The organism is Brevibacterium sp. SMBL_HHYL_HB1 (assembly GCF_018208375.1).
Taxonomy (GTDB): Bacteria; Actinomycetota; Actinomycetes; order Actinomycetales; family Brevibacteriaceae; genus Brevibacterium; species Brevibacterium intestinavium.
This window is the reverse complement of sequence record NZ_CP062936.1, coordinates 1053915-1077216: the sequence shown is the minus strand read 5'-3', so window position 1 is coordinate 1077216 and position 23302 is coordinate 1053915. Positions and strand designations below refer to the sequence as shown.

The 23302-nt window shown below is 65.1% G+C and carries 14 protein-coding genes and 3 rRNA genes; 2 read left to right on the top strand and 15 right to left on the bottom strand.

Features of this window, described 5'->3' with window-relative positions:
• Window positions 1-7: 7 nt before the first annotated feature.
• The 11 genes from IG171_RS05015 to IG171_RS19005 are packed head-to-tail and all read right to left on the bottom strand — an operon-like array spanning window position 8 to window position 11924.
• Window positions 8-1159: a glycosyltransferase family 4 protein gene (locus IG171_RS05015; protein ID WP_212130324.1), complete on the bottom strand. Its 1152-nt coding sequence runs from the start codon at window positions 1157-1159 to the stop codon at window positions 8-10.
• Window positions 1156-2997 (bottom strand): lipid II flippase MurJ, encoded by a 1842-nt coding sequence (locus IG171_RS05010; protein WP_212130322.1) that lies wholly within the window; start codon window positions 2995-2997, stop codon window positions 1156-1158. The genes IG171_RS05015 and IG171_RS05010 overlap by 4 nt, the downstream gene beginning before the upstream one ends.
• Window positions 2994-3863 (bottom strand): hypothetical protein, encoded by an 870-nt coding sequence (locus tag IG171_RS05005; protein ID WP_212130320.1) that lies wholly within the window; start codon window positions 3861-3863, stop codon window positions 2994-2996. The genes IG171_RS05010 and IG171_RS05005 overlap by 4 nt, the downstream gene beginning before the upstream one ends.
• Complete coding sequence (locus IG171_RS05000; protein ID WP_212130318.1) at window positions 3860-4837, bottom strand: copper transporter; 978 nt, start codon at window positions 4835-4837, stop codon at window positions 3860-3862. Before IG171_RS05000 ends, IG171_RS05005 begins: the two co-directional genes overlap by 4 nt.
• Window positions 4830-6068 (bottom strand): putative cytokinetic ring protein SteA, encoded by a 1239-nt coding sequence (steA, locus tag IG171_RS04995; RefSeq protein WP_212130316.1) that lies wholly within the window; start codon window positions 6066-6068, stop codon window positions 4830-4832. Before steA ends, IG171_RS05000 begins: the two co-directional genes overlap by 8 nt.
• Complete coding sequence (gene recN / locus IG171_RS04990; RefSeq protein WP_212130314.1) at window positions 6055-7788, bottom strand: DNA repair protein RecN; 1734 nt, start codon at window positions 7786-7788, stop codon at window positions 6055-6057. The genes steA and recN overlap by 14 nt, the downstream gene beginning before the upstream one ends.
• A complete protein-coding gene (locus IG171_RS04985) occupies window positions 7789-8730 on the bottom strand; it encodes an NAD kinase (protein WP_212130312.1) in 942 nt (313 codons plus the stop codon). It abuts the gene before it with no gap.
• Window positions 8727-9536, bottom strand: coding sequence for a TlyA family RNA methyltransferase (locus tag IG171_RS04980; protein ID WP_212130311.1), 810 nt, complete (start codon window positions 9534-9536; stop codon window positions 8727-8729). Before IG171_RS04980 ends, IG171_RS04985 begins: the two co-directional genes overlap by 4 nt.
• Window positions 9533-9697, bottom strand: a complete 165-nt coding sequence (locus IG171_RS04975) for a hypothetical protein (protein ID WP_212130310.1) — start codon at window positions 9695-9697, stop codon at window positions 9533-9535. The genes IG171_RS04980 and IG171_RS04975 overlap by 4 nt, the downstream gene beginning before the upstream one ends.
• Window positions 9694-10665 carry an HAD-IIA family hydrolase gene (locus IG171_RS04970; protein WP_212130309.1) on the bottom strand — a complete coding sequence of 324 codons (972 nt, stop codon included), beginning with the start codon at window positions 10663-10665 and terminating at the stop codon, window positions 9694-9696. Before IG171_RS04970 ends, IG171_RS04975 begins: the two co-directional genes overlap by 4 nt.
• A complete protein-coding gene (locus tag IG171_RS19005; RefSeq protein ID WP_249204072.1) occupies window positions 10662-11924 on the bottom strand; it encodes a hypothetical protein in 1263 nt (420 codons plus the stop codon). The genes IG171_RS04970 and IG171_RS19005 overlap by 4 nt, the downstream gene beginning before the upstream one ends.
• A 625-nt stretch (window positions 11925-12549) precedes the next feature.
• Between IG171_RS19005 and IG171_RS04960 the strand changes: the two genes are divergently transcribed.
• Complete coding sequence (locus IG171_RS04960) at window positions 12550-14028, top strand: aldehyde dehydrogenase family protein (RefSeq protein WP_212130308.1); 1479 nt, start codon at window positions 12550-12552, stop codon at window positions 14026-14028.
• Between the two features lie 48 nt (window positions 14029-14076).
• Window positions 14077-15639 (top strand): GMC oxidoreductase, encoded by a 1563-nt coding sequence (locus tag IG171_RS04955; RefSeq protein ID WP_212130307.1) that lies wholly within the window; start codon window positions 14077-14079, stop codon window positions 15637-15639.
• Between the two features lie 145 nt (window positions 15640-15784).
• Here the strand turns inward: IG171_RS04955 and IG171_RS04950 are convergent, their stop codons facing one another.
• The 4 genes from IG171_RS04950 to IG171_RS04935 form a co-directional block, all read right to left on the bottom strand.
• On the bottom strand, window positions 15785-17575 hold the full coding sequence (locus IG171_RS04950; protein WP_212130305.1) for a BCCT family transporter: 1791 nt from the start codon (window positions 17573-17575) through the stop codon (window positions 15785-15787).
• Window positions 17576-17913: 338 nt separating this feature from the next.
• Window positions 17914-18032: ribosomal RNA gene (gene rrf, locus IG171_RS04945) — 5S ribosomal RNA — on the bottom strand.
• Between the two features lie 176 nt (window positions 18033-18208).
• Window positions 18209-21327, bottom strand: a 23S ribosomal RNA gene (locus tag IG171_RS04940).
• A 398-nt stretch (window positions 21328-21725) separates the two neighbouring features.
• A 16S ribosomal RNA gene (locus tag IG171_RS04935) occupies window positions 21726-23253 on the bottom strand.
• Together the 16S, 23S and 5S rRNA genes form the textbook arrangement of a ribosomal RNA operon.
• Window positions 23254-23302 lie beyond the last annotated feature (49 nt).

Sequence of the window (23302 nt, the reverse complement as noted above, 5' to 3'; positions counted from 1 at the left end):
GCTGCTTCTAGCCTACCTGGGCTGATAGGAGTTCCGTGTATAGGCTCACGAGTTTGTCGGCGACTTCCCTCTCATCGGGAAGCTGCGCTGCCCGGGCCCGGGCGCGGGCGCCCAGTTCGGCCCGCCGGGCGGGGTCTGAGGCGAGTTCGGCCACGGCCTCGGCCAGCGCCCGGTCATCGTCATCGGCGACGAGGATGCCGGCGTCGCCGACGAGTTCCGGGCTGCCGCCGGTGGCGGTGGCCACGATCGCCTTGCCGGCGATCAGGGCCTCCTGCAGCACGAGGGCGCGGGCCTCCCACACGCTGGTGAGCACATAGACATCGGCGGTCGCGGCGAGTTCGGCGATGTCGTCGCGGGCGCCGAGGAAGTGCAGGGCGGGGATCGCCGAGGCGGGCCCGAGCTGCTCGTACTGGGTCCGGACCTCGGCGAGCACCGCGTCATCGGCCGCGCCGGCGATGAGCACGACGAGCGCGGATTCGGCGTCGCCGGCCTCGCGGAGGCGGCCGAGGGCGCGCACGAGCATCGGGTAGTTCTTCTGCCGGGCCACGCGTCCGACGGCCAGGACGATGACCGCTCCTTCGTCGAAGCCGTACTCGGCGGCCAGGCGGGCGCGGGCGGCGGCGGCCGCCTCGGCGCTGACGGGTTCGACCTGTGGGGCCGCGGCCGGCAGGAAGCGCGCATCATCGGCGCCGAGGTCCTTCGCCCGGTCGACGAGGTCGGTGCTGGCGCCGAGGACGAGGTCGGCGCCGCGGGCGAGCATCGTCTCCACCCGGGTCTCGACCTTCGCCCGCAGGCCCTGCCCGCTGGCCCGGTTGTGGAGGCTGAGGACGAAGCGCGGGCGGGTGCGCAGAGTCCGCAGTGTGAGCAGGGTGATGAGTCCGGCGCGGAACCCGTGGGCGTGGACGACCTCGGCGTCGAAGCTGCGCAGCAGGCTGCGTTGGCGCCGGACCAGGGCAGCGTCGCCGACGCCGATGCCGGTGCCGAGTTCGAGGCAGGCGAAGCGGACACCGGGCAGCAGGGAGAAGCCGAAGTGCTCGTCGGTGGCGGCGGGGCCGATGACCCCGACCTCGTGACCGGCCGCGGCCATGTCCCTGGCCAGGGCCCTGACGTGGGTGCCGACTCCCCCGGTGGAGGTGCCGAGCGCGTAGACGATCCTCATGACTCATCCTCACTGTCGTCTCGTGTGGTCTCATCGTCCGGGGACTGGGCCCGAGTGTCCGGGGGCTGGGTCTGCGTGTCCGGGGACTGAGCTTGTGCGTCCGGGGACTGTGTCTGCATGTCTGCCCCGGCGGCCAGGTCTCCGCCCGGTCCGGTGGCCACTGGCGGCGGCTCATCGGCGGAGCTGTCCTTGCGGTCGGCGAGCAGCCGTCGGATCTCGCCGAGGAAGCCGCGATCGGCGACGAAGACGATGACGGCGAAGACCGCGCACCCGAGCAGCGCGGCACCGATGCCGGCGATCACGGCCGAGCTGGCACTGTTGTCGAGCACTCCCCCGATCCATTGGGAGGTCACGATGCCCGCGGCACCGGCGACGACGGCGGCGCCCAGCGCCAGCAGCCCGCGGCGGCCGACGCGGGCGAGACCTGTGGGTCCGAGCACGCGGCGGATGGAGACGAGCAGGAAGCCGCCGGCCACGCTCATGCCCAGGGCGTAGCCGATGCAGATGGCGACCAGGGTCAGTCCCGGATCCCCGTCGGCGTTCGTGACCAGGATGGCCACGACCATGCCGACGATGACGAGGATCCACCCGATCGTCGTGGCCGCGGCCGAGTGGCGGGACCGCTCGAGGGCGTAGAAGACGCGGGTGCCCCACGCGACGAACGACCAGCCGGGCACGGCCAGTGCCATGACCATGATCGCCCGGCCCATCGAGTCGAAGGGCACTTCGGCGACGTCCTTGGCGGCGTCGATGGCGGTGAAGAAGGTCTGCAGGGGCCCGGCCGCTGAGAGCAGGATGACGGCGCCGAGCCCGCCGATGGCCAGGATCAGCGCGGTCGTCGTCGAGGTCAGTCCGCGCAGCCGAACCCCTGCCTCGATCCGCTCGGCCTCGGTCGCCTCGGGGGTTCGGGTGCGTCCGACCCACGTCGACAGGGCCGGGAACATCACGGTGGCCACGGGCACGGCGAGCACCGCATACGGCAGCAGGTAGACGGCGTTGATGTAGCTGAAGAGGACGAAGGTGCCCTTGCCGCCGGAATGGTTCGACAGTGTCAGGGTCACGAGCACGGCCGCCTGCTGGGCCAGCAGGGCGGCCATTCCCGCTCCGGCCAGGCGCAGCGCCCGGTGGGCGACTCCCGGAGGGAACGAGAAGGTGGGCCGGATCCGCAGTCCGGTCGAGCGCATCGGCAGCGCCAGCGGCAGGGCCAGGGCGGCCACACCCAGCGTGGTGCCCCAGCCGAGCCATCCGATGTGGGTCTGCCAGCTGTCATCGGTGCCGCCGGCGAGGCTGTAGGCGACATAGCTGCCGATGACGACGAGGCTCGACAGCAGCGGGGCGAAGGCCGGCCAGAGGAACTTCCGGTGGGCCTGGAGCACACCGGTGAGCACGGCCCCGATGCCGTAGAGGACCAGCTGCGGGGAGAACATCAGCAGGAACTGCGCGGTCGATTGGGCTTCGGCCGAGTCGGGTGTGTTCGCGTCGACGAGGATGTCCGCGATCTCGGGGGCGAGGACGGCGAGGATGATCGACAGCGGCAGGGTCACCGATACGGCCCAGGTCAGCAGCGCCGAGGCGATGCGTCCGGCCGTGTCGCGGTCCGCTCGGGCCAGCGGAATCGCCAGCAGCGGGATGACCGCTCCGGCCAGGGCGCCGCCGGCGACGACCTCGAAGAGGATGTTCGGCACTTGGTTGGCGCTCTGGTAGGCGGTGCCGACGGTGCCGGCGCCGACGGTCGGTGAGAACACCAGCCAGCGGAGGAACCCGACCAGTCGGGTGAAGAGGGTGATGATCGAGACGAGCAGCGCCGTGGAGGCGAGGACTCGAACGAGCTTGCTCACACGTCCCCGCGGCCGAAGGAGTCGATCTCGCGCAGACCCGGAGTCGACTCGATGACGGAGGTGAAGGACACCTTCTCGCTGGCCAGGGTCAGTCCGGCGAGGACGGCGAGGATGACCCGGCGCCGGGCGGGATCGGCCGTCTCGGCCAGGATCGTGCCGATGGCCGCGCCGACAGCGTTCGCCCCCGTGTCGCCGAGCATGGTCGCTCCGGCCAGGTCATCGGGTGCGGCGGCGGCTGCGGCACCGGCGATCGCGGCGCTCGGAGCCCAGGACACCGCCCGGACGTGGTCGGTCAGGGCCAGGGTCGTCAGTCCCGCTTTGAGCGACCGGCCGGGGCGCAGGTCGAGGAGGTTGAACAGGTTCGCCGATCCGGCGATGACTCCCCCGGTGACGACGATGTCGCAGGCCCGTCCGGCCCAGGAGGCGGCCTCATCCGGCCGGGCGAGGCCGAAGAGTCCGGTGCGGCGGGTGCCGGTGCGCAGGATGAGCGCGGCCGCGATCGAGGCGGCCGGGATCCCGATGATCTTGATCGCCCCGGTCGTGATCTCGCCGCGGGCCAGTGCGCTGAGATGTCCGCGCAGCCCCTTGGAGGACCCGGATTCGCAGAAGTCGTCGACCGCGCCCAGTGCCCCGGCGGTGCCGGTGACCAGCAGGGTGGCCGCGCGTTGGCGGGGGTCTTCGATGAGCAGCCCGCCGGCCAGCAGGCCCGCGGTGACGGCGGGGCCCTCGATCAGCGACACCTCGCCTCCGGCATGGTTGGTGCGCACCACCGATCTGTCAGTGCGCAGTCGGGAGGCCAGCACGGCCTTCGTCGCGGCGAAGCCGGCGAGCCCGGCCACGGCGGAGCTGACGATCGAACGGATCATTTCGCGTCACCCTTCTCAGTCTCGGAGGTCTTGGCCGGCAGTATCTCCTCGGCGTCATCGGCGAAGCCGTAGTGCCCGTGCGTGCCGTCCTCACCGGCGGCCAGCGCCCGCACGGTGATCACGGGTCCGGCGCCGAGGCCGAGCCCGTCGACGGTGCTGGCCCGGGACTTCTCGGTCCGCAGCACGTTGACGAGCCCGTTCTGGGCCGAGCCCGCATCGCCGGCGACGACAACCGAGGCTGCGTCGGCGGTCAGCGCGGTGACGAAGTCGGTGACCAGGGTCCGGGTGGCCTTGTCCTCGCTGGCCTCCGGGCTGGGCTCCGTCTCCTCGGCCAGCGTCGAGTTCTCGTCGTCGATGACGACGAACAGTTCGGTCGTCTTGTGGTCGGTGTCGGTGCGCAGCCGGTCGGCTTCGACGAACGCGTCGTAGAGCTTCGTCGACTTCTCCCCGGCCGCTTCCCTGTCGTCGGCGTCCTCGAGCATCGAGGCGTTGCCGGTCAGGGCGATGACCAGTGCCGCCCGGATCGCGGTCGAATCGTCCTCCGGCAGGTTCGGTTCGATGGTCCGCAGCCGTTCGAGGAAGTTCGTGGAATCGGTCAGCGTCAGCGTGTTCGGGACGAAGGAGACGTCTCCGGCGATGGTGCCGTCGGCTTCCTTGATCCGGTTGCTGACCTCTTCGACCTGTTCGGAGTCGGCATCGGGGGCGGAGATGATGCTCACGTCCTTGTCCTTGAGCGCCCCCTTGATGAGGTCGGGCGCCGCGGCGGTGACGAATTCGTTCTGCTTGTCGATATTGCCCTTGGCCGCGTCGAGATTCGTCCGCAGGGTGTCGCGGTCGGAGCGCAGGGCGTCGACCTGGCTCTGCAGGGATTCGCCGATCGGTTCCTTCAGCGGTCCCGCACCGAGGACGATGCCGACGGCGAGGGCGAGGAAGACCGAGACGAGGGAGACGAGGTGGTAGCGGAAATCAATCACTGGTCAGTCCTTGGATGAAGCCGGCGGATTGTGTCGTGGCCGCGGGGTCGGGCCCGAAGAGGGAGCCGATCCAGCCGAAGAATCCGTCGAGCTGGGCGCCGATGAGGCCGAGAAAGGTCTGTCCGGCCGCGGTCGCGGTCATGGCCACGCCGAGGGCGACGAGTCCGGCGATGATGAGCACGGCCAGCTGCAGGCTGGAGATGCGCTGGCGGTAGAGCAGGGAGACGCCTTTGGCGTCGATGAGCTTCGAGCCCACCCGCAGTCGGGTGATGAAGGTCGAGGCCATGCCCTTGCGGCCCTTGTCGAGGAACTCCATGACGGTGTCGTGGGTGCCGACGGCCACGATGAGCTCGGCGCCCTTGTCGTCGGCGAGCAGCATGGCGATGTCCTCGCTGGTGCCGGAGGCGGCGAAGGCCACGCAGTCAACGCCGAGGGAGTGGACGCGTTCGGTGCCCGGGGCGTTGCCGTCGCGGTAGGCGTGGACGACGATCTCGGCACCGGAGGTCAGGGCGGTGTCGGACACGGAGTCCATATCGCCGACGATCATGTCCGGTCGGTAGCCGGCCTCGATGATGGCGTCGGCGCCGCCGTCGACGCCGATGAGCAGCGGCCGGTATTCGCGGATGTAGGAGGACAGCATCGCCAGGTCCTCCTTGTAGTGGTAGCCGCGGACGACGATGAGCACGTGCCGGTCGGTGAAGTCGGTGCGCACTTCGGGCACGACGAGTTCGGCCGAGAGCAGATCGGAGTCCTTGCGGATGTATTCGATCGTGTTGTCGATGAAGTCCACGAGCACGGAGTTCATGCCCGCCTCGGCCGCGTGCATGTCCTCAGCGATCGTCTCCTGCGTCTGCAGGACTCCGGAGGCGACCTCGGTGTCGTCGAGGAAGACGGTGTCGCCGACGACGCTGAGCTCGTCGGTCTCGTCGACGGTCTCGAAGATCTCGGCCCCGACGGCGTCGATCAGGGGGATGCCGGCGTCGACGATGATGCCCGGGCCGAGGTTCGGGTAGCGTCCGGAGATCGATTTGTCGGCGTTGATCACCGCCGTCGGGCGGCAGGACACGAGCGCCTCGGCGGAGATGCGGTCGATGTCCGAGTGCTTGATGACCGCGATGTCGCCGGCTTGGAGGCGTTTGGTGAGGTCTTTCGTGCGTCGGTCCAGCCGGGCAGGCGCCGGACCGGACCGGGTGGGTGCGGCGGGAGTCTCACGGTGTCTACGCACGTTCATGGTGGGCCCATTGTCTCATGTGCCGGTCGGCGCCTGTGTCCTTGACCTGGCGTGCCGAGTCGAGCAGCTCCGCGGCGTGGGCCTTCGCCGAGGCGGATTCGTCCATGCCTGCCAGCATCCGGGACAGTTCGATCACCCGTTCGTCATCGGACAGTTCCCGCACGCCCGAGCTCACGGTCTCGGCGTCATCGTCCTTGACGATGGTCACGTGCGTATCGGCCCAGGCCGCGACCTGCGGCAAGTGGGTGACGACGATGACCTGGGCGTGGCGGGCGAGTTTGGCCAGGCGGCGGCCGATCTCGACGGCGGCCTTGCCTCCGACTCCGGCGTCGACCTCGTCGAAGACGTAGGTGGGGATGGACTCCCCGGCCGCGCGGACGACTTCGATGGCGAGCATGACGCGGGAGAGCTCACCGCCGCTGGCGATCCGGCCGATGTCGTCGGGCACCGACGAGTCGTGGGCGGCGAAGGTCATCCGCACATCGTCGGCGCCGTGGGCGGCGGGTTCGCGGGCGGTGATCTCGAAGGCCACTCTGGCCTTGGGCATGGACAGGGCGGCCAGCTCCTCGCTCACGGCCGCGGAGAACTCATCGGCCGTGCGGGTGCGGATCTCGGTGAGTTCGGCGGCGGCGGCCTCGAGGGTGTGGCGGGCTTCGTCGAGTTCGGCGTCGAGACCGTCGAGGTCGCGGTCCTCGGCTTCGAGTTCGGCCAGTTCGGCTGCGGATCGGGCCTCGAAGTCGAGCACTTCGGCCACGTCCTGACCGTAGGGGGCGAGTGTTCCGAGTTCGGCGCGGCGGGCCTCGGTCTCCTCCAGAGAGGTCTCGGCGAGTTCGTCGAAGCCCGAGAGGTAGGAGGACAGTTCGGCGGCGGAGTCCGACAGCCGCAGCACCGCATCGCCGAGCGCCTCGCGGATGGTCACGAGTTCGGCATCGGAGGATTCGACATCGGACACGGCGCTGATGGCCTGGTGGACGAGGTCGACGGCGGCGCCGGCGTCATCGTCCTCACCGCCGAGCAGCAGGTCGTGGGCGGTGCCGACGGCGCGGGTGATCTCGGCGGCGGCGCCGAGCTTCGCCGCTTGGGCGTTGAGGGCCTCGTCCTCGCCGGGTTCGGGCCGGACGGCGTCGATGGCCTCGAGGCAGCCGCGCAGCCACAGGATGCGTTCGCGGCGGGCGGCGGTGGAGTCCTTGATCCTGGACACGCGGGCCTCGGTCTCACGCCAGGCCTCGAAGGCGGTGCGGTACTTCTCGGCCACCTCGGCCAGGGCCGGTCCCCCGGCGGCGTCGAGGAGCTCACGCTGCTGGGCGGAGCTCTTGAGCCGCAGCTGTTCGGATTGGCCGTGGAGGGTGATGAGGTCGGCGGAGATGTCGGTGAGCACGGAGATCGGCACGGTGCGTCCGCCCGCGGTGGCTCGGGCACGTCCTTTGACCGCAACGGAACGGGAGATGATGGCTTCGTCCTCGACGCTGCCGCCGGCTTCCTCGATGCGTTCGCGCACGGGTTCGGCGACACCGGTGAAGATGCCTTCGACCTCGGCCTTCTCCGCTCCCCGGCGGACGACGGAGGAGCCGACCTTGCGGCCCATGAGCAGTGACAGGGCGGAGACGAACATGGTCTTGCCGGCACCGGTCTCACCGGTGACGACGGTCAGTCCGGTGTCGAGTTCGATCTCGGCCTCGGCGATCACTCCGAGGTGGGAGATCCGCAGTTCGGAGATCATTCAGGCCTCCTTGATCGGTCCCCGCCAACCGGAGACGGGCAGTCGGAACTTCGCGACGAGTCGGTCGGTGAAGGGTCCGGTGTGCAGGCGGGCGAGTCGGATCGGTGACTTCGAACGGGTGGCTTCGACCCGGGCTCCCGAGGGCAGTTCGAGGGCGCGGCGGCCATCGCACCACAGCACGGCGGAGAAGTCCGGGTTGCCCGGTGAGATCTCCACGCCGAGGCGGGAGTTCGGGTTGACCACGAGCGGTTCGGCGAACAGGGCGTGGGCCGAGATCGGGACGAGGATGAGCGCTTCGACCTCGGGCCAGACGATGGGTCCGCCGGCGGAGAAGGAGTAGGCCGTCGACCCCGTGGGGGTGGCCAGGATGACGCCGTCGCAGCCGAAGGAGGACACGGGGCGGGCATCGACGCCGAGGACGACGTCGACCATCCGCGATTTCGAGGTCTTCTCGATGGTCGCTTCGTTCAGCGCCCAGGCGTTGAAGATGTTCTCGCCCTCGTGCCAGACGGATACGTCGAGGGCGAGGCGCTCCTCGACGGAGTAGTCGCGTTGGGAGGCGCGGTGGACCGCCTCGGCGAGGTCCTCCCTCTCGCTTTCGGCGAGGAAGCCCACATGCCCGAGGTTGACGCCCATGAGGGGCACTCCGGAACCGTGGAAGCGTTCGGCCGCGCGCAGGATGGTGCCGTCGCCGCCGAGGACGATGACGAGTTCGCAGGCGTTCTTCCACTCCCCCAGCTCGGAGGGGTGGATGACGGTGCAGTGGCGCAGAATGCTGGCCTCACCCGACATCGCGGACTCGCGGGCGCGGATGCCGACGATCTCGTCGTCGAGGACGACGGGGGTGACTCCATCGTCGAGGAGGGCCCTGAACACACTGACGGCGGCCACGGCCGACTCTTCACGTTGGGGGTGCAGCAGCACCATGATGTGTCTGGTCACGACTCTCCTCTCATCATCTCGTCCAGGTGGGCGGGGATGCCTGCCTCGTTGAGCCTATCGGACGCAAGCGGTGTTCGACCCGGTCGAACACGCAGGAAGTACTCCCTGTTTCCGCTGGGCCCCGGCAGCGGCGAGGCCGCGATGTCGATCACTCGTGCGCCGTGTTCGGCCACGGCGGCGATCACCGACTCCAGTGCCCGGCGGCGGTTGGCCGCGGTGGTGACGACGCCGTGTTTGTCCAGGGCGGAGCGGGCGAGCTCGAATTGGGGTTTGACCATGAGCAGGAGCTGGCCGTCGCCGGTCGTCGCCTGCAGCAGCGGGTCGATGAGCAGGCGCAGCGAGATGAAGGAGACGTCGGCGACGACGAGGTCGTTGGCAGGCACATCGGAGGCGCCCAGGTCGCGTAGGTTGAGTCCTTCGCGCATGTGCACGCGCGGGTGCTCGCGCAGGGTGGGCGCGAGCTGATCGTGGCCGACGTCGACGGCCCAGACTTCGGCCAGGCCCCAGTGGAGGAGGACCTGGGTGAAGCCTCCGGTGGAGGCACCGGCGTCGAGGGCGGACAGGCCGGTCAGATCGGCAGGGGCGAGGTCGAAGGCCTCGAGGGCGCCGAGGAGTTTGTGGGCGCTGCGGGCGACCCAGGGGTCGGGTTCGGTCACGGTCAGCGCGTCGGTCTCGGCCACCTCGTGGGAGGCCTTGGTCACGGTGCGGCCGTTGACGTCGACCCGTCCGGCGGCGATTTCGCGGGCTGCGCGGGAGCGGGAGCCCAGCAGGTTCCGGTCGACGAGTGCCCGGTCGAGTCTGCTCACAAGGAGCCCACCTGCTCATCGAGGTCGTCGAGCAGGGCGCCGAGGTGCTCGTGGCGTTCGGCGGGCTCGGCGTCCTCGGCCTCGGCCAGGCGGGACCGCCAGTTCTCCACGGGTACGTCCCCGCTGACGGAGGCAGGTGTCGGGGCTGGGGTCTCGGTCACGTGTCCTCCTCGGTGATCGTGCGCGGCAGGTCGGTCTCGGTCAGGACGGCCTCGGCGTCGGTCTCGCCTGCGTCGATGGTCTCCCAGGCCCGGCGCAGTCGGGCTTCGATCTCGGTGCCGCTGCGGTCGTGGCCGTCGATGAGGGCTTCGAGGCCGCGCAGGCTCGGCAGGATGAAGGTCGGTCGACGTTCGGGCGCGGCGGCCAGGGCGTCGTGGATGTCGTGGATTCCGGTGAGGACGAGTGCGGTGTCGAATCCGGCCGCGCGTCCGCCTTCGATGTCGGTGTCGAGCCGGTCGCCGACCATCAGCGGCCGATGCGCGCCGAGGCGGCCGGCGGCGAATTCCATCATGTGCGGGGCGGGTTTGCCGACGATGATCGGCTCGGTCTCGGTCAGTCGAGAGATGAGGTCGACGAAGGCGCCGTTGCCCGGGACCCGGCCGATCTCGGTCAGCAGCGAGTAGTCGGGGTTGCTCGCCCACCATTCGGCTCCGGAGCGGATGATCCGGCAGGCGAGCACGATCTTCTCGTAGTCGATGTCCGGGTCGAGTCCCTGTGCGATGGCCACGGGTGCCTCGTCGATGGTGTCGGTGATCTGCAGTCCGGCGGTCTCGAGCGCGACCCGCAGTCCGGTCGTACCGAGCAGGTGGACCCGTGCGCCGGGGCCGAATCTCTCGGCCAGGCGTTCGGCCAGGACCTGCGCCGAGGTGGTCACCTCCTCGGCCGTCGTGTCGATGCCCAGACCGGTGATCTTCTCAGCGGTGGCCTCGGCGGTGCGGGTGGCGTTGTTCGTCACGTAGTTGACGCCGATCGAGCGCTCGTGCAGCCAGCTGATGCCGTCGACGGCCCCGTCGATCGCTCGGGAGCCGTGGTAGACGACGCCGTCGAGGTCGAACAGGACGCAGTCGATCGGCCCGCCCTCGGGCGGGGTTTGGTCCTTGCTGTGCACCTGCTCGACGACGGGGCTCACTGGTCTCCGTCGGCCTCGGCGTCGGCGAGGATCTCGTCGAGTTCGGCCTCGATCTCTTCGTCGGTGACCTTGACCGATTTCAGTTCCTTCGCCGAGATGTGCGTCGTCGGCGTGCTCGCCGCAGCCGCGGGCTCGGGTTCCGGTTCAGGTTCGCTCTTCGCCTCTGGGGTGCTGCTCGGGGAAGCGTCTGCGGCTTCGGGCTCGTCCTCGACTTCCTCGACGGTTTCGATCTCGACACCGGCGTTGAGGTCCGGCACTTCGTCGCCGAACAGTGTGCCGGTGGCCTTGGCGGTGCGGCGGGAGAGCTCTTCGTACTTGTCGGCCAGCTCGGTCTCGCCGTGGAGTCTGAGCACCTCGGCGTAGGCGGCCATGAGGCGGACCAGGGCGCCGCTGGGCTTCTGAGTGAAGTCCTCGGCCTCGATGAGCTGGCGAGCCCCGTCGAGGTCGTCGAGGTCGGACTTCGCTCCGGCGGCGACGATGACGAGCTCGGTGCGCGTGTCGTTGTCGAGGTCGAGCTCTTCGGAGTTCTTCAGCAGTTCGATGGCCTTCTCCGGTTTGCCGCGGCCGCGTTCGGCGTCGGCGATGAGAGCGAGGTTGTCGTTCGACCCGGAGATCCGGCGATGGGTGCGCAGCTCGCGCACGGCTTCGTCGTACTTCTCGACGTAGTAGGCGGCGATGCCGAGCGCCTCGCGGACGACGGCGACTCGGCCGGCGCGGGCCATCGCCGCCTTCGCGTGCTCGTGCGCTCGGTCGGGGTCGAGGTCGAGCAGGCCGCCGGCGGCGACGAGGTGCTTGGCGACCATGGCCGCGTTCTCCTTGTCCAGGGACCGCAGCTGGCCGAAGATCTCCTTGTCGAGTTCGCGGCCGGTGACGCCCTCGGGGATCTCGGGCTCCTGGATGCGGGGACGGCGGGCGCGCTGCTCGCGTGCGTATTCGCCGGTGTCGGTCTTGCGCGAAGCGCGGCGATCGTTGTCGCCCCGGCCGCGGCCTCCGCGGTCGCGTCCCCCACGACGGTCGTCATCGCGGCGCTTGCCCTGGTACCCGCCACGACGCTCGTCGTCACGGCGCTTGCCCTGGTAGCCGCCCCGGCGATCGTCATCGCGACGCTTGCCCTGGTACCCACCTCGGCGGTCTGAATGACGTGGCCCGCGGCCGCCCCGGTCATCCGGGCGGCGGTTGCGATTGCTGTCGCGATCTGAGCGGCGACCGCCATCGGCTCGGCGGTTGTCCTGGCTGCCTCGCGAATCCCCTTGGGCCACGATTCTCCCTATAAAGTCTTTTCAATGATCCCGGTCCATTCTAGTGCACTGACATCGTCGATGCCCTGTGGTCGGGACCACCCCGCCTGGCCTCGCTCAGCGTCCCGGCCCGCCAACTGGCGGCTCTGTTAGAATCAGGGCGAATCGGGACAGACGGCCAGCAGGATATTGCATCAGCTCGGTGACAGCGCTTGAGTCGCTTCGCCACAGGCAGCAGAGGATCAATGGGAACTGACGTGGAAGCAACGTGTGCACCGCCGAATCACCTGCCGATCGCCACGATCACCTCCTCGCCCGAACCCACCGCCGACAACTGGAACTGTGACCAGTCTCATCGGATTGAGCATACGGACCTGACGTTCGATTACTGTGTAGCCCGGAACGATCTGCATCAGCGTCACCGACCGGTTCGCTCATACTCGTGGACGCGCCCACCAGCGCCTCTGCTGCCCAGGAGCACACGCGTCGAGCACATGCCGCACCGACCACAAGACGATGAGTCGCCGGGCAGGCACACAGGCAGCACCCGGACGGACGAGCCCTGCAGCAGCCGGCCGAACCGTGCGGCCGGCAGGCGCTGAACACAGATCACACAGTCGTTGACCAGCAAGGAATAGGAGATATCGTGCCCAACACACTCTTCATCGACGGTCAGTGGGTTTCGGCCGTCAACGGTGGAACCCGGAAGATCCACAACCCCGCCGACGGCAGCTTCGTCGCCGAGGTCGACGAGGCCAGCCCGGCCGACACCGAGTTGGCGATCGCCGCGGCCCGCCGGGCCTTCGACTCCGGTGTCTGGTCCTCCGTGCCGGCCAGCGAACGCGGCGATCTGCTGCTGAAGTTCGCCGCCACCCTCCGTGAGCGCAAGGACGAATTCGCGCGTGCCGAGTCCCTGGACACCGGCAAGCGCTTCGTCGAATCGCAGATCGACATGGACGACATCGCGAACTGCTTCGACTACTTCGGCAAGCTCGCTGCGAACAATGCCGGCCGCGTCGTCGACGCCGGAACCGACACCGTGGCCTCGAAGATCGTCCACGAACCGGTCGGCGTCTGTGCGCTCATCACCCCGTGGAACTACCCCCTGCTGCAGGCGGCGTGGAAGATCGCTCCGGCCATCGCCGCGGGCAACACCTTCGTCCTCAAGCCCGCAGAGCTGACCCCGCACACCGCGATCCTGACCCTGCAGGTGCTCGAGGAACTCGGGCTGCCCGCCGGTGTCGGCAACCTCATCCTCGGAGCCGGCGCCGATGCCGGCGCTCCCCTGTCGACGCACGAGGACATCGACATGGTCTCCTTCACCGGCGGTCTGGTCACGGGCCGCCTGCTGGCGAAGAACGCCTCGGCGACGATCAAGAAGATCGCGCTCGAACTCGGCGGGAAGAACCCGAATGTCGTATTCGCCGACGCCGATTTCGACGCCGCCCTGGACAATGCGCTCAACGCCGCCTTCGTCCACTCCGGCCAGGTGTGCTCGGCCGGTGCCCGACTCATCGTCGAGGAATCCATCGCCGAAGAGTTCGTCGACCGGCTCGTCGAACGTGCCCAGCAGATCCGCCTCGGCGGCCCCTTCGATGAGAACGCCGAGGCCGGCCCGCTCATCTCCGCGGCCCACCGTGAGAAGGTCGCCGCCTATGTCGAGAAGGGCGTGGCCGAGGGCGCACGTGTGCGCTGCGGCGGCAAGTACGGTGAGGGCGAGCTGGCCGACGGCTTCTACTACCTGCCGACGGTCCTCGACCAGGTCAAGCGCGGCATGTCCGTGGTCTCCGATGAGGCCTTCGGTCCAGTTGTGACCGTTGAGACGTTCTCCACCGTCGACGAGGCGATCGAGATCGCCAACGACACCCACTACGGACTCGCCGGTGCCGTGTGGGGCCAGGATGCGGGCAAGACCCAGCTGGTCGCTCAGCGCCTGCGCCACGGCACCATCTGGATCAACGACTTCCACCCCTACCTGCCTCAGGCCGAATGGGGCGGCTTTAAGCAGTCCGGCTTCGGTCGCGAGCTCGGACCCACGGGTCTGGCCGAGTACCAGGAGGCCAAGCACATCTACCAGAACCTCGAACCGGCCGTCACCGGATGGTTTCCCGACCACTCGAAGTGAGAACGGGATCCCGGCAGACGCACAGCGGAAGATTAAGGAGAACTGACAGTGAAGACCACTCACAGCTTTGACTACGTCGTCGTCGGCGGTGGCTCCGCGGGAGCCGCGGTCGCCGCGCGACTGAGCGAGGATCCCGAGGTCAGCGTCGGGCTGCTCGAAGCCGGCCCGACCGACGTCGGCGAGGATGTCATCCTCCGGCTCAATCGGTGGATGGAGCTCCTCGAGTCCGGGTTCGACTGGGACTACCCGATCGAAGAGCAGGAGCAGGGCAACTCGTTCATGCGCCATGCCAGGGCGAAGGTCCTCGGCGGGTGCTCCTCGCACAACTCCTGCATCGCCTTCTGGGCCCCGAAGGAGGACCTCGATGACTGGGAGACCAAGCACGGGGCCACCGGCTGGGGGTCGAAGGACACCTTCGGGCTGTACAAGAAGCTCGAGAACAACGAGCTGCCCGGTGACCACCACGGCCATGACGGTCCGGTGAGCCTGATGAACGTGCCGGCGGTCGATCCCTGCGGCATCGCCCTCCTCGACGCCTGTGAGCAGGCGGGCATCCCGCGTGTGCAGTTCAACGAGGGGCAGACCGTCATCAACGGCGCGAACTTCTTCCAGGTCAACCGCAAGGCGGACGGCACCCGCTCATCGTCCTCGGTGTCCTATCTGCATCCGATCCTCGACCGTGAGAACCTCACGATCCTCACCGACACTCAGGCCAAGGAGCTCGAGTTCGACGAGGACAACAACTGCACGGCCGTGCACGTGGTCAACAATGCCTTCGGCAAGACCAACCGCATCGAGGCGAAGCGGGAAGTCATCGTCTCCGCCGGTGCCATCAACACCCCGCAGCTGCTCATGCTCTCAGGGATCGGTCCGGCCGATCACCTCGCCGAGGTGGGCATCGAGACCCGCGTGGATTCGCCGGGAGTCGGCGAGCACCTCGGCGATCACCCGGAGGCCGTGATCTCCTGGGAAGCGAAGAAGCCGATGGTCGAGGATTCGACCCAGTGGTGGGAGATCGGGATCTTCTCCCCCACCGAGGAAGGACTCGACCGTCCGGATCTGATGATGCACTACGGTTCGGTGCCCTTCGATATGCACACCCTGCGTCAGGGGTACAAGACCTCGGAGAACTCCTTCTGCCTGACTCCGAACGTCACGCATGCGAAGTCGCGCGGCACCGTGCGTCTGCGGTCGAAGGACTTCCGTGACAAGCCGAAGGTCGATCCCCGCTACTTCACCGATGCCGAAGGCCACGACATCCGCGTCATGGTCGCCGGCATCAAGAAGGCCCGTGAGATCGTCTCCCAGGATGCCATGTCCGAGTGGGCCGGTGAGGAGCTGTTCCCCGGCCAGGACGTGCAAACCGATGAGCAGATCGCCGACTACGTCAAGGCCACCCACAACACCGTCTACCATCCGGTGGGCACGACTCGCATGGGTGCCGACGATGACAGGATGTCGCCGCTGGATCCGCAGCTCAGGGTCAAGGGCGTCAACCGGCTGCGCGTCGTCGATGCCTCGGCGATGCCGGAGATCACCACCGTCAACCCGAACATCACCGTGATGATGATGGGCGAGAAGTGCGCGGAGATGATCAAGTCCGGTCAGTGAGGCACTCGGACGGTCATCGCTGACAGGCGCATGACCTCCTCGGGGCACTGACTGTTTCAGGGCACTGACTGGCTGTCAGGTGCCGCCCACAGTCGCCGAAGGGGCTGATGCGAAAGCATCAGCCCCTTCGGCGTTTCTCTGCCGATCAGCCGGCGGAGTCGTCCTGACTGCGACTTCGGCTGCCGGTGCGGCTGGCCAGGGTGCCATGTCGCTGCTTGCGCTGGGCCGGCGCCTCGATATACGGATCACGGAACTCCGGTGCGGGTTCCTCCGCCTGAGGACGAGTGACGATTTCCTCGTCCTCGTCGTACTCGTGACCGAAGTCGTCATCATCAGCGCTGCGGCGCTCGACCTCCTCCGGTGGCAGCACCTTCTTCCAGCGGCGCATCCGCACCCGCGGCAGCACACCGGCATCTTCGCGCAGGGCCCGCATGAGTGCGTAGATCTGGAAGTAGGCGATGATGAAGAACGGCAGGCCGACGAGGATGATCGTCGACTGAAGTGCTTCGAGTCCGCCGGTTCCGGAGAAGACCAGCAGGGTGGCGGTGACGACCGCGACGGCCAGAGCCCAGAAGATTCGCTGCGGCAGCGGGTTGAAGTCCTCGTGGCCGTTGTTCATCGTGTCGACGACGAGAGCTGCGGAATCCACCGAGGTAACGAAGAAGATGACCACAAGGACGATCGCGATCACCGATATCGGACCGGCCAGCGGATAGTGGTCGAGGAACGCGAACAGCGCACCGGGGATGTCGCCCTGATCGACGACTCGGTCGACCAGTCCCCCACCCTGGTTGAGCTCGATGTCGAAGGAGGCGTAGCCGAAGATGCCGAACCACAGGATTGAGAAGGCCGAGGGGATGGCGAGCACGCCGATGACGAACTGGCGAATGGTGCGTCCGCGGGAGATGCGGGCGATGAAGATGCCGACGAACGGCGACCAGGTGATCGTCCACGCCCAATAGAAGACCGTCCAGGTGTTCTGCCAGCCGGTGTTGGCGAATGTGTCGTTCCACAGCGCGAGTTCGGGCAGCTGTTGGATATAGGTGCCGAGGGATTCGAAAACGCCCTTGGCCATGAACAGGGTCGGGCCGAAGACGACGATGAAGACGAGCAGCAGCACAGCCACGACGATGTTGAGGTTCGACAGGACCTTGATGCCTTTGTCGAGGCCGAGCGAGACTGAGATCGTAGCCAGTCCGCAGACGACGCCGATGATGATCAGCTGCCACAGAGCGTTCTCGGGGACGCCGACGACCTGGGCGAGACCGCCGTTGATCTGCAGCGTGCCCAGACCGATCGAAACGGCGATGCCGAAGACGGTGCCGATGATGGCGACGACGTCGATCGTCTTGCCGATGGGGCCGTGGATCTTCTCGCCGAGGATGGGCTGAAAGATCGAGCTCACCCGCGGTGGCAGGTTGCGTTTGTGGATGAAGTACGCGAAGCACAGCGCCGGAAGCGTGAAGATGGTCCACGTGTGCAACGTGAAGTGGTAGTAGGGGAAGTTCATCGCATCGACGGCGGCGGCCGCGGTCCCCGCCTCGATGCCCAAGGATCCCCGAGGTGGATCCCCGAAGTGGCTGACGGGTTCGGCCACACCCCAGAACATGAGGATCGATCCGATGCCGGCGGCGAAGAGCATCGCGAACCAGGCACCGTTCGAATGTTCGGGCGGTTCGTCGTCGGGCCCGAGCTTCGCTCGACCGTACCGCGAGGCCGCGATGTAGATGAGGAAGCCGAGGAAGACAGTGACGCCGAGGATGTAGAACCAGCCGAGGTTGGTCAGCAGCCAGTCCGAGGCCACTGAGACGGCCGAGTCGAGAGCGTCGGTGAAGAAGATCGTCCCGAGGACGAAGATGACGATCACGGCGGCGGAGGAGAAGAAGATGGCCGGGTTCGTTCTGAGCCTGAGGGTATCGTGCAATCGGTTGAGCATGAGCGGTACCTTCCGTTGACTGTGAGCACCAGACTACATTTCTGTGACCCGAATTACAGCTAAGACGCCGCCACAGCCTCTCAAATGGATCTACACGCGGTGACCAGCAACGCTGTCTTCCAACGAGACCGCGCCGAGCCTGATGGATCTCACGGCAATCCCTGAGAGTCGACCTCGACTCAGGCCCCAAAGACTGACACGGTCGACCGGGGTGATCTGCCCGCAGAGGCCCCGGCGCTGCCCCGCCCTTGACACAAAAGGGGGCAGACAACAACCCCGCCCATGAATACAAGAAAGGGCCCCGTCCACCACGAACAGGGCCCTCCCCACAAAAATAAATGCGGCAGTCACCTACTCTCCCACAACCACCAAGTTGCAGTACCATCAGCGCGAATGGGCTTAGCTACCGGGATCGGAACGGTTAACCGGGCGTTTCCCCACCACTATCACCACCGCAAAACCAACAGACCACCACACCCACACCCCCAACAAAAAAGAGGACTCACGGGCGGTAGCAGTCCAAGAACCGCACAGCGAACGCGAACACCACAAACAATGCAACCACCCCACACAAAAGGGGGTCTTGCCACCAACGAGCACACCACACACTCACGCACACACCAACCCAAAAAGGTCAATGAGTGATCGGTGTATTAGTACCAGTCAACTCCACACATTACTGCGCTTCCATACCTGGCCTATCAACCCCATCATCTATAGGACACCTCTCCCCACACAAATGTGGGCTGGAAATCTCATCTCGGAGCAGGCTTCCCGCTTAGATGCTTTCAGCGGTTATCCATCCCGAACGTAGCCAACCAGCCATGCTCCTGGCGGAACAACTGGCACACCAGAGGTTCGTCCGTCCCGGTCCTCTCGTACTAAGGACAGGCCTCCACAAATTTCCTACGCACGCAGCGGATAGGGACCGAACTGTCTCACGACGTTCTAAACCCAGCTCGCGTACCGCTTTAATGGGCGAACAGCCCAACCCTTGGGACCGACTCCAGCCCCAGGATGCGACGAGCCGACATCGAGGTGCCAAACCATGCCGTCGATATGGACTCTTGGGCAAGATCAGCCTGTTATCCCCGAGGTACCTTTTATCCGTTGAGCGACCACGCTTCCACAAGCCATGGCCGGGTCACTAGTCCCAGCTTTCGCTCCTGCTCGACACGTCCGTCTCACAGTCAAGCTCCCTTGTGCACTTACACTCGACACCTGATTGCCAACCAGGCTGAGGGAACCTTTGGGCGCCTCCGTTACTCTTTAGGAGGCAACCGCCCCAGTTAAACTACCCATCAGGCACTGTCCCTGAACCCGATCAGGGTCCGAAGTTCAGGAATCCACTATGGTCAGAGTGGTATTTCACCGATCGACTCCACCCCAACTAGCGTCAGGGCTTCCCAGTCTTCCACCTATCCTACACAAACCACACCGAATCCCAATACCAAACTATAGTGAAGGTCTCGGGGTCTTTCCGTCCTGCTGCGCGTAACGAGCATCTTTACTCGTAATGCAATTTCGCCGAGTTCGTGGTTGAGACAGCAGAGAAGTCGTTACGCCATTCGTGCAGGTCGGAACTTACCCGACAAGGAATTTCGCTACCTTAGGATGGTTATAGTTACCACCGCCGTTTACTGGGGCTTAAATTCTCCGCTTCACAGAACGAATCCTGTTAACGGGTCCTCTTAACCTTCCAGCACCGGGCAGGCGTCAGTCCGTATACATCGACTACATCTTCGCACGGACCTGTGTTTTTAATAAACAGTCGCTTCTCTCTGGCCTCTGCGACCACCACCAGCACATCCCCAAGCCAGTTGGGTTCACCGGGATGGTCCCCCTTCTCCCGAAGTTACGGGGGCATTTTGCCGAGTTCCTTAACCACGATTCTCTCGATCACCTGAGTATTCTCTACTCGACCACCTGTGTCGGTTATAGGGTACGGGCAACACACACCCTCACGCCGATGCTTTTCTCGGCAGCAGAGGATCACCAGATCACCCCACCGACAGTGGGGCGCCCATCAGCTCTCACACTTACTGTGGGGACGGATTTGCCTACCCCCACGTGCTACAACCTTAGACCGTGACAACCATCGCACGGCCTGGCTACCTTTCTGCGTCACACCACACGCTTACCGACTCCACACTCAGGTCCCACCCCACACCAAACCAGGCATCCGAAGATGCCCAGGGCGTTTGGGACGGTTAGTCTCATGTGTTTTGGTACTGTCGGTTGTGTGTCGGTACCAGAATATCAACTGGTTATCCATCGACTACGCCTGTCGGCCTCGCCTTAGGTCCCGACTTACCCAGGGCGGATTAGCCTAGCCCTGGAACCCTTGGTCATCCGGTGGACGGGCTTCTCACCCGTCTTTCGCTACTCATGCCTGCATTCTCACTCGAGACGCCTCCACCACTCGTTCACACGGCGACTTCACCAGCGACTCGACGCTCCCCTACCCAACACCACACCATTACGGCGACCGTGGTGCTGCCACAACTTCGGCGGTGTACTTAGCCCCGCTACATTATCGGCGCTCAATCACTTGACCAGTGAGCTATTACGCACTCTTTCAAGGATGGCTGCTTCTAAGCCAACCTCCTGGTTGTCTTCGCAACTGAACATCCTTTCCCACTGAGCACACGCTTAGGGGCCTTAGTTGATGGTCTGGGCTGTTTCCCTCTCGACAATGAAGCTTATCCCCCACTGTCTCACTGCCACGCTCAACCTTGACTGGCATTCGGAGTTTAGTTGACGTCAGTAACCCGGTAGGGCCCATCAGCCATCCAGTAGCTCTACCTCCAGCAAGAACCACGCAACGCTGCACCTAAATGCATTTCGGGGAGAACCAGCTATCACAGAGTTTGATTGGCCTTTCACCCCTAACCACAGGTCATCCCCTCCATTTTCAACTGAAGTGGGTGCGGGCCTCCACGCGCTCTTACACACGCTTCACCCTGCCCATGGCTAGATCACTCCGCTTCGGGTCTAGGACACGCGACTCAAATCGCCCTATTCGGACTCGCTTTCGCTACGACTACCCCACAACGGGTTAACCTCGCCACGCACCGCTAACTCGCAGGCTCATTCTTCAAAAGGCACGCCATCACAGCTGCTACGGCTGCTCTGACGGATTGTCAGCACATGGTTTCAGGTACTCTTTCACTCCCCTCCCGGGGTACTTTTCACCATTCCCTCACGGTACTATCCGCTATCGGTCACCAGGAAGTATTTAGCCTTACCAGGTGGTCCTGGCAGATTCACACGAAATTCCACGAGTTCCGTGCTACTCGGGCACACGCACACTGCAGAAGCATCCATGTTTCGTCTACGGGACTCTCACCCACTCCGGTCCTGTTTCCCACCAGGTTCGACTACACAAACACCACCACAGACCAGTCATGCTGAACCGGACCATGCACGCCCCACAACACCCCCACAGCAACACCAGCACGCTTGACACTGAAAGGGTTTAGGCTCCTCCGGGTTCGCTCGCCACTACTACCGGAATCATTGTTATTTTCTCTTCCTGCGGGTACTGAGATGTTTCACTTCCCCGCGTTCCCCCCACGCACCCTATACATTCAGGCACGGGTCACCACCCTCACAAGTGGCGGGGTTTCCCCATTCGGACATCCTCGGATCAACGCCCGTTTATCGGCTCCCCGAGGCTTATCGCAGATTTCCACGTCCTTCATCGGCTCCTGATGCCAAGGCATCCACCATGCGCTCTCACACACTCACCACCCCATAAGGGTCAGCTCCATGTGCGCGCGAAATGTATCAAACACACTCGTATTCGATGACAAGAAAATCACATTACATAAACAACACAAAAATGTTGTTGATGCTCGCGTCCACTATACGATTCTCAAACCACTACCAAACACCACCAACCAGCAGCCACGAACCCGTGACCACCACCTGGCAGGTCGGTCTATCAGCAGAAACCACACCCAACACAGGGCTTGTGATTCCAGGACCCAATAACGTGCCTGTCCCAGCCCACCCGACACCCACCCCCCTGGGGCAGAAACCCCAGCCAGGCAGCATCGACGAGCAAGCAGTTGTGATGTTCCACCCATGAGCACCCAACACCACCACGAACGGGTGATCAATTGGGGTTCTGATGTGTGCTCCTTAGAAAGGAGGTGATCCAGCCGCACCTTCCGGTACGGCTACCTTGTTACGACTTAGTCCCAATCACCAGTCCCACCTTAGACGGCCCCCTCCACAAGGGTTGGGCCACCGGCTTCAGGTGTTACCGACTTTCGTGACTTGACGGGCGGTGTGTACAAGGCCCGGGAACGTATTCACCGCAGCGTTGCTGATCTGCGATTACTAGCGACTCCGACTTCACGTAGTCGAATTGCAGACTACGATCCGAACTGAGACCGGCTTTAAAGGGATTCGCTCACCCTCACAGGCTCGCCTCTCTCTGTACCGGCCATTGTAGCATGCGTGAAGCCCAAGACATAAAGGGCATGATGATTTGACGTCATCCCCACCTTCCTCCGAGTTGACCCCGGCAGTCTCCTATGAGTTCCCACCATCACGTGCTGGCAACATAGAACGAGGGTTGCGCTCGTTGCGGGACTTAACCCAACATCTCACGACACGAGCTGACGACAACCATGCACCACCTGTACACCAGCCCCAAAGGGAGCACCTGTTTCCAAGCGTGTCCGGTGTATGTCAAGCCTTGGTAAGGTTCTTCGCGTTGCATCGAATTAATCCGCATGCTCCGCCGCTTGTGCGGGCCCCCGTCAATTCCTTTGAGTTTTAGCCTTGCGACCGTACTCCCCAGGCGGGGCACTTAATGCGTTAGCTACGGCGCGGAAAACGTGGAATGTCCCCCACACCTAGTGCCCAACGTTTACGGCATGGACTACCAGGGTATCTAATCCTGTTCGCTCCCCATGCTTTCGCTCCTCAGTGTCAGTCACAGCCCAGAGTCCCGCCTTCGCCACCGGTGTTCCTCCTGATATCTGCGCATTTCACCGCTACACCAGGAATTCCAGACTCCCCTACTGCACTCTAGTCAGCCCGTACCCACTGCCCGCGCAACGTTAAGCGTTGCGTTTCCACAGCAGACGTGACCAACCACCTACGAGCTCTTTACGCCCAATAATTCCGGACAACGCTCGTACCCTACGTATTACCGCGGCTGCTGGCACGTAGTTAGCCGGTACTTCTTCTGCAGGTACCGTCACCTTACGGCTTCTTCCCTGCTGAAAGCGGTTTACAACCCGAAGGCCGTCATCCCGCACGCTGCGTCGCTGCATCAGGGTTTCCCCCATTGTGCAATATTCCCCACTGCTGCCTCCGTAGGAGTCTGGGCCGTGTCTCAGTCCCAGTGTGGCCGGTCGCCCTCTCAGGCCGGCTACCCGTCGTCGCCTTGGTAGGCCATTACCCCACCAACAAACTGATAGGCCGCGAGCCCATCCCCAATCGAAAAAACTTTCCACCACCAACCATGCGGCCGGTGGTCATATCCGGTATTAGACCCAGTTTCCCGGGCTTATCCCGAAATCAGGGGCAGGTTACTCACGTGTTACTCACCCGTTCGCCACTCATCCACCCCCAGCAAGCTGAGGGCTTCAGCGTTCGACTTGCATGTGTTAAGCACGCAGCCAGCGTTCGTCCTGAGCCAGGATCAAACTCTCCATAAAAAAATTATGTTGCAGAATGAATCCCAGCAAGACAGCCAACCCGACCACG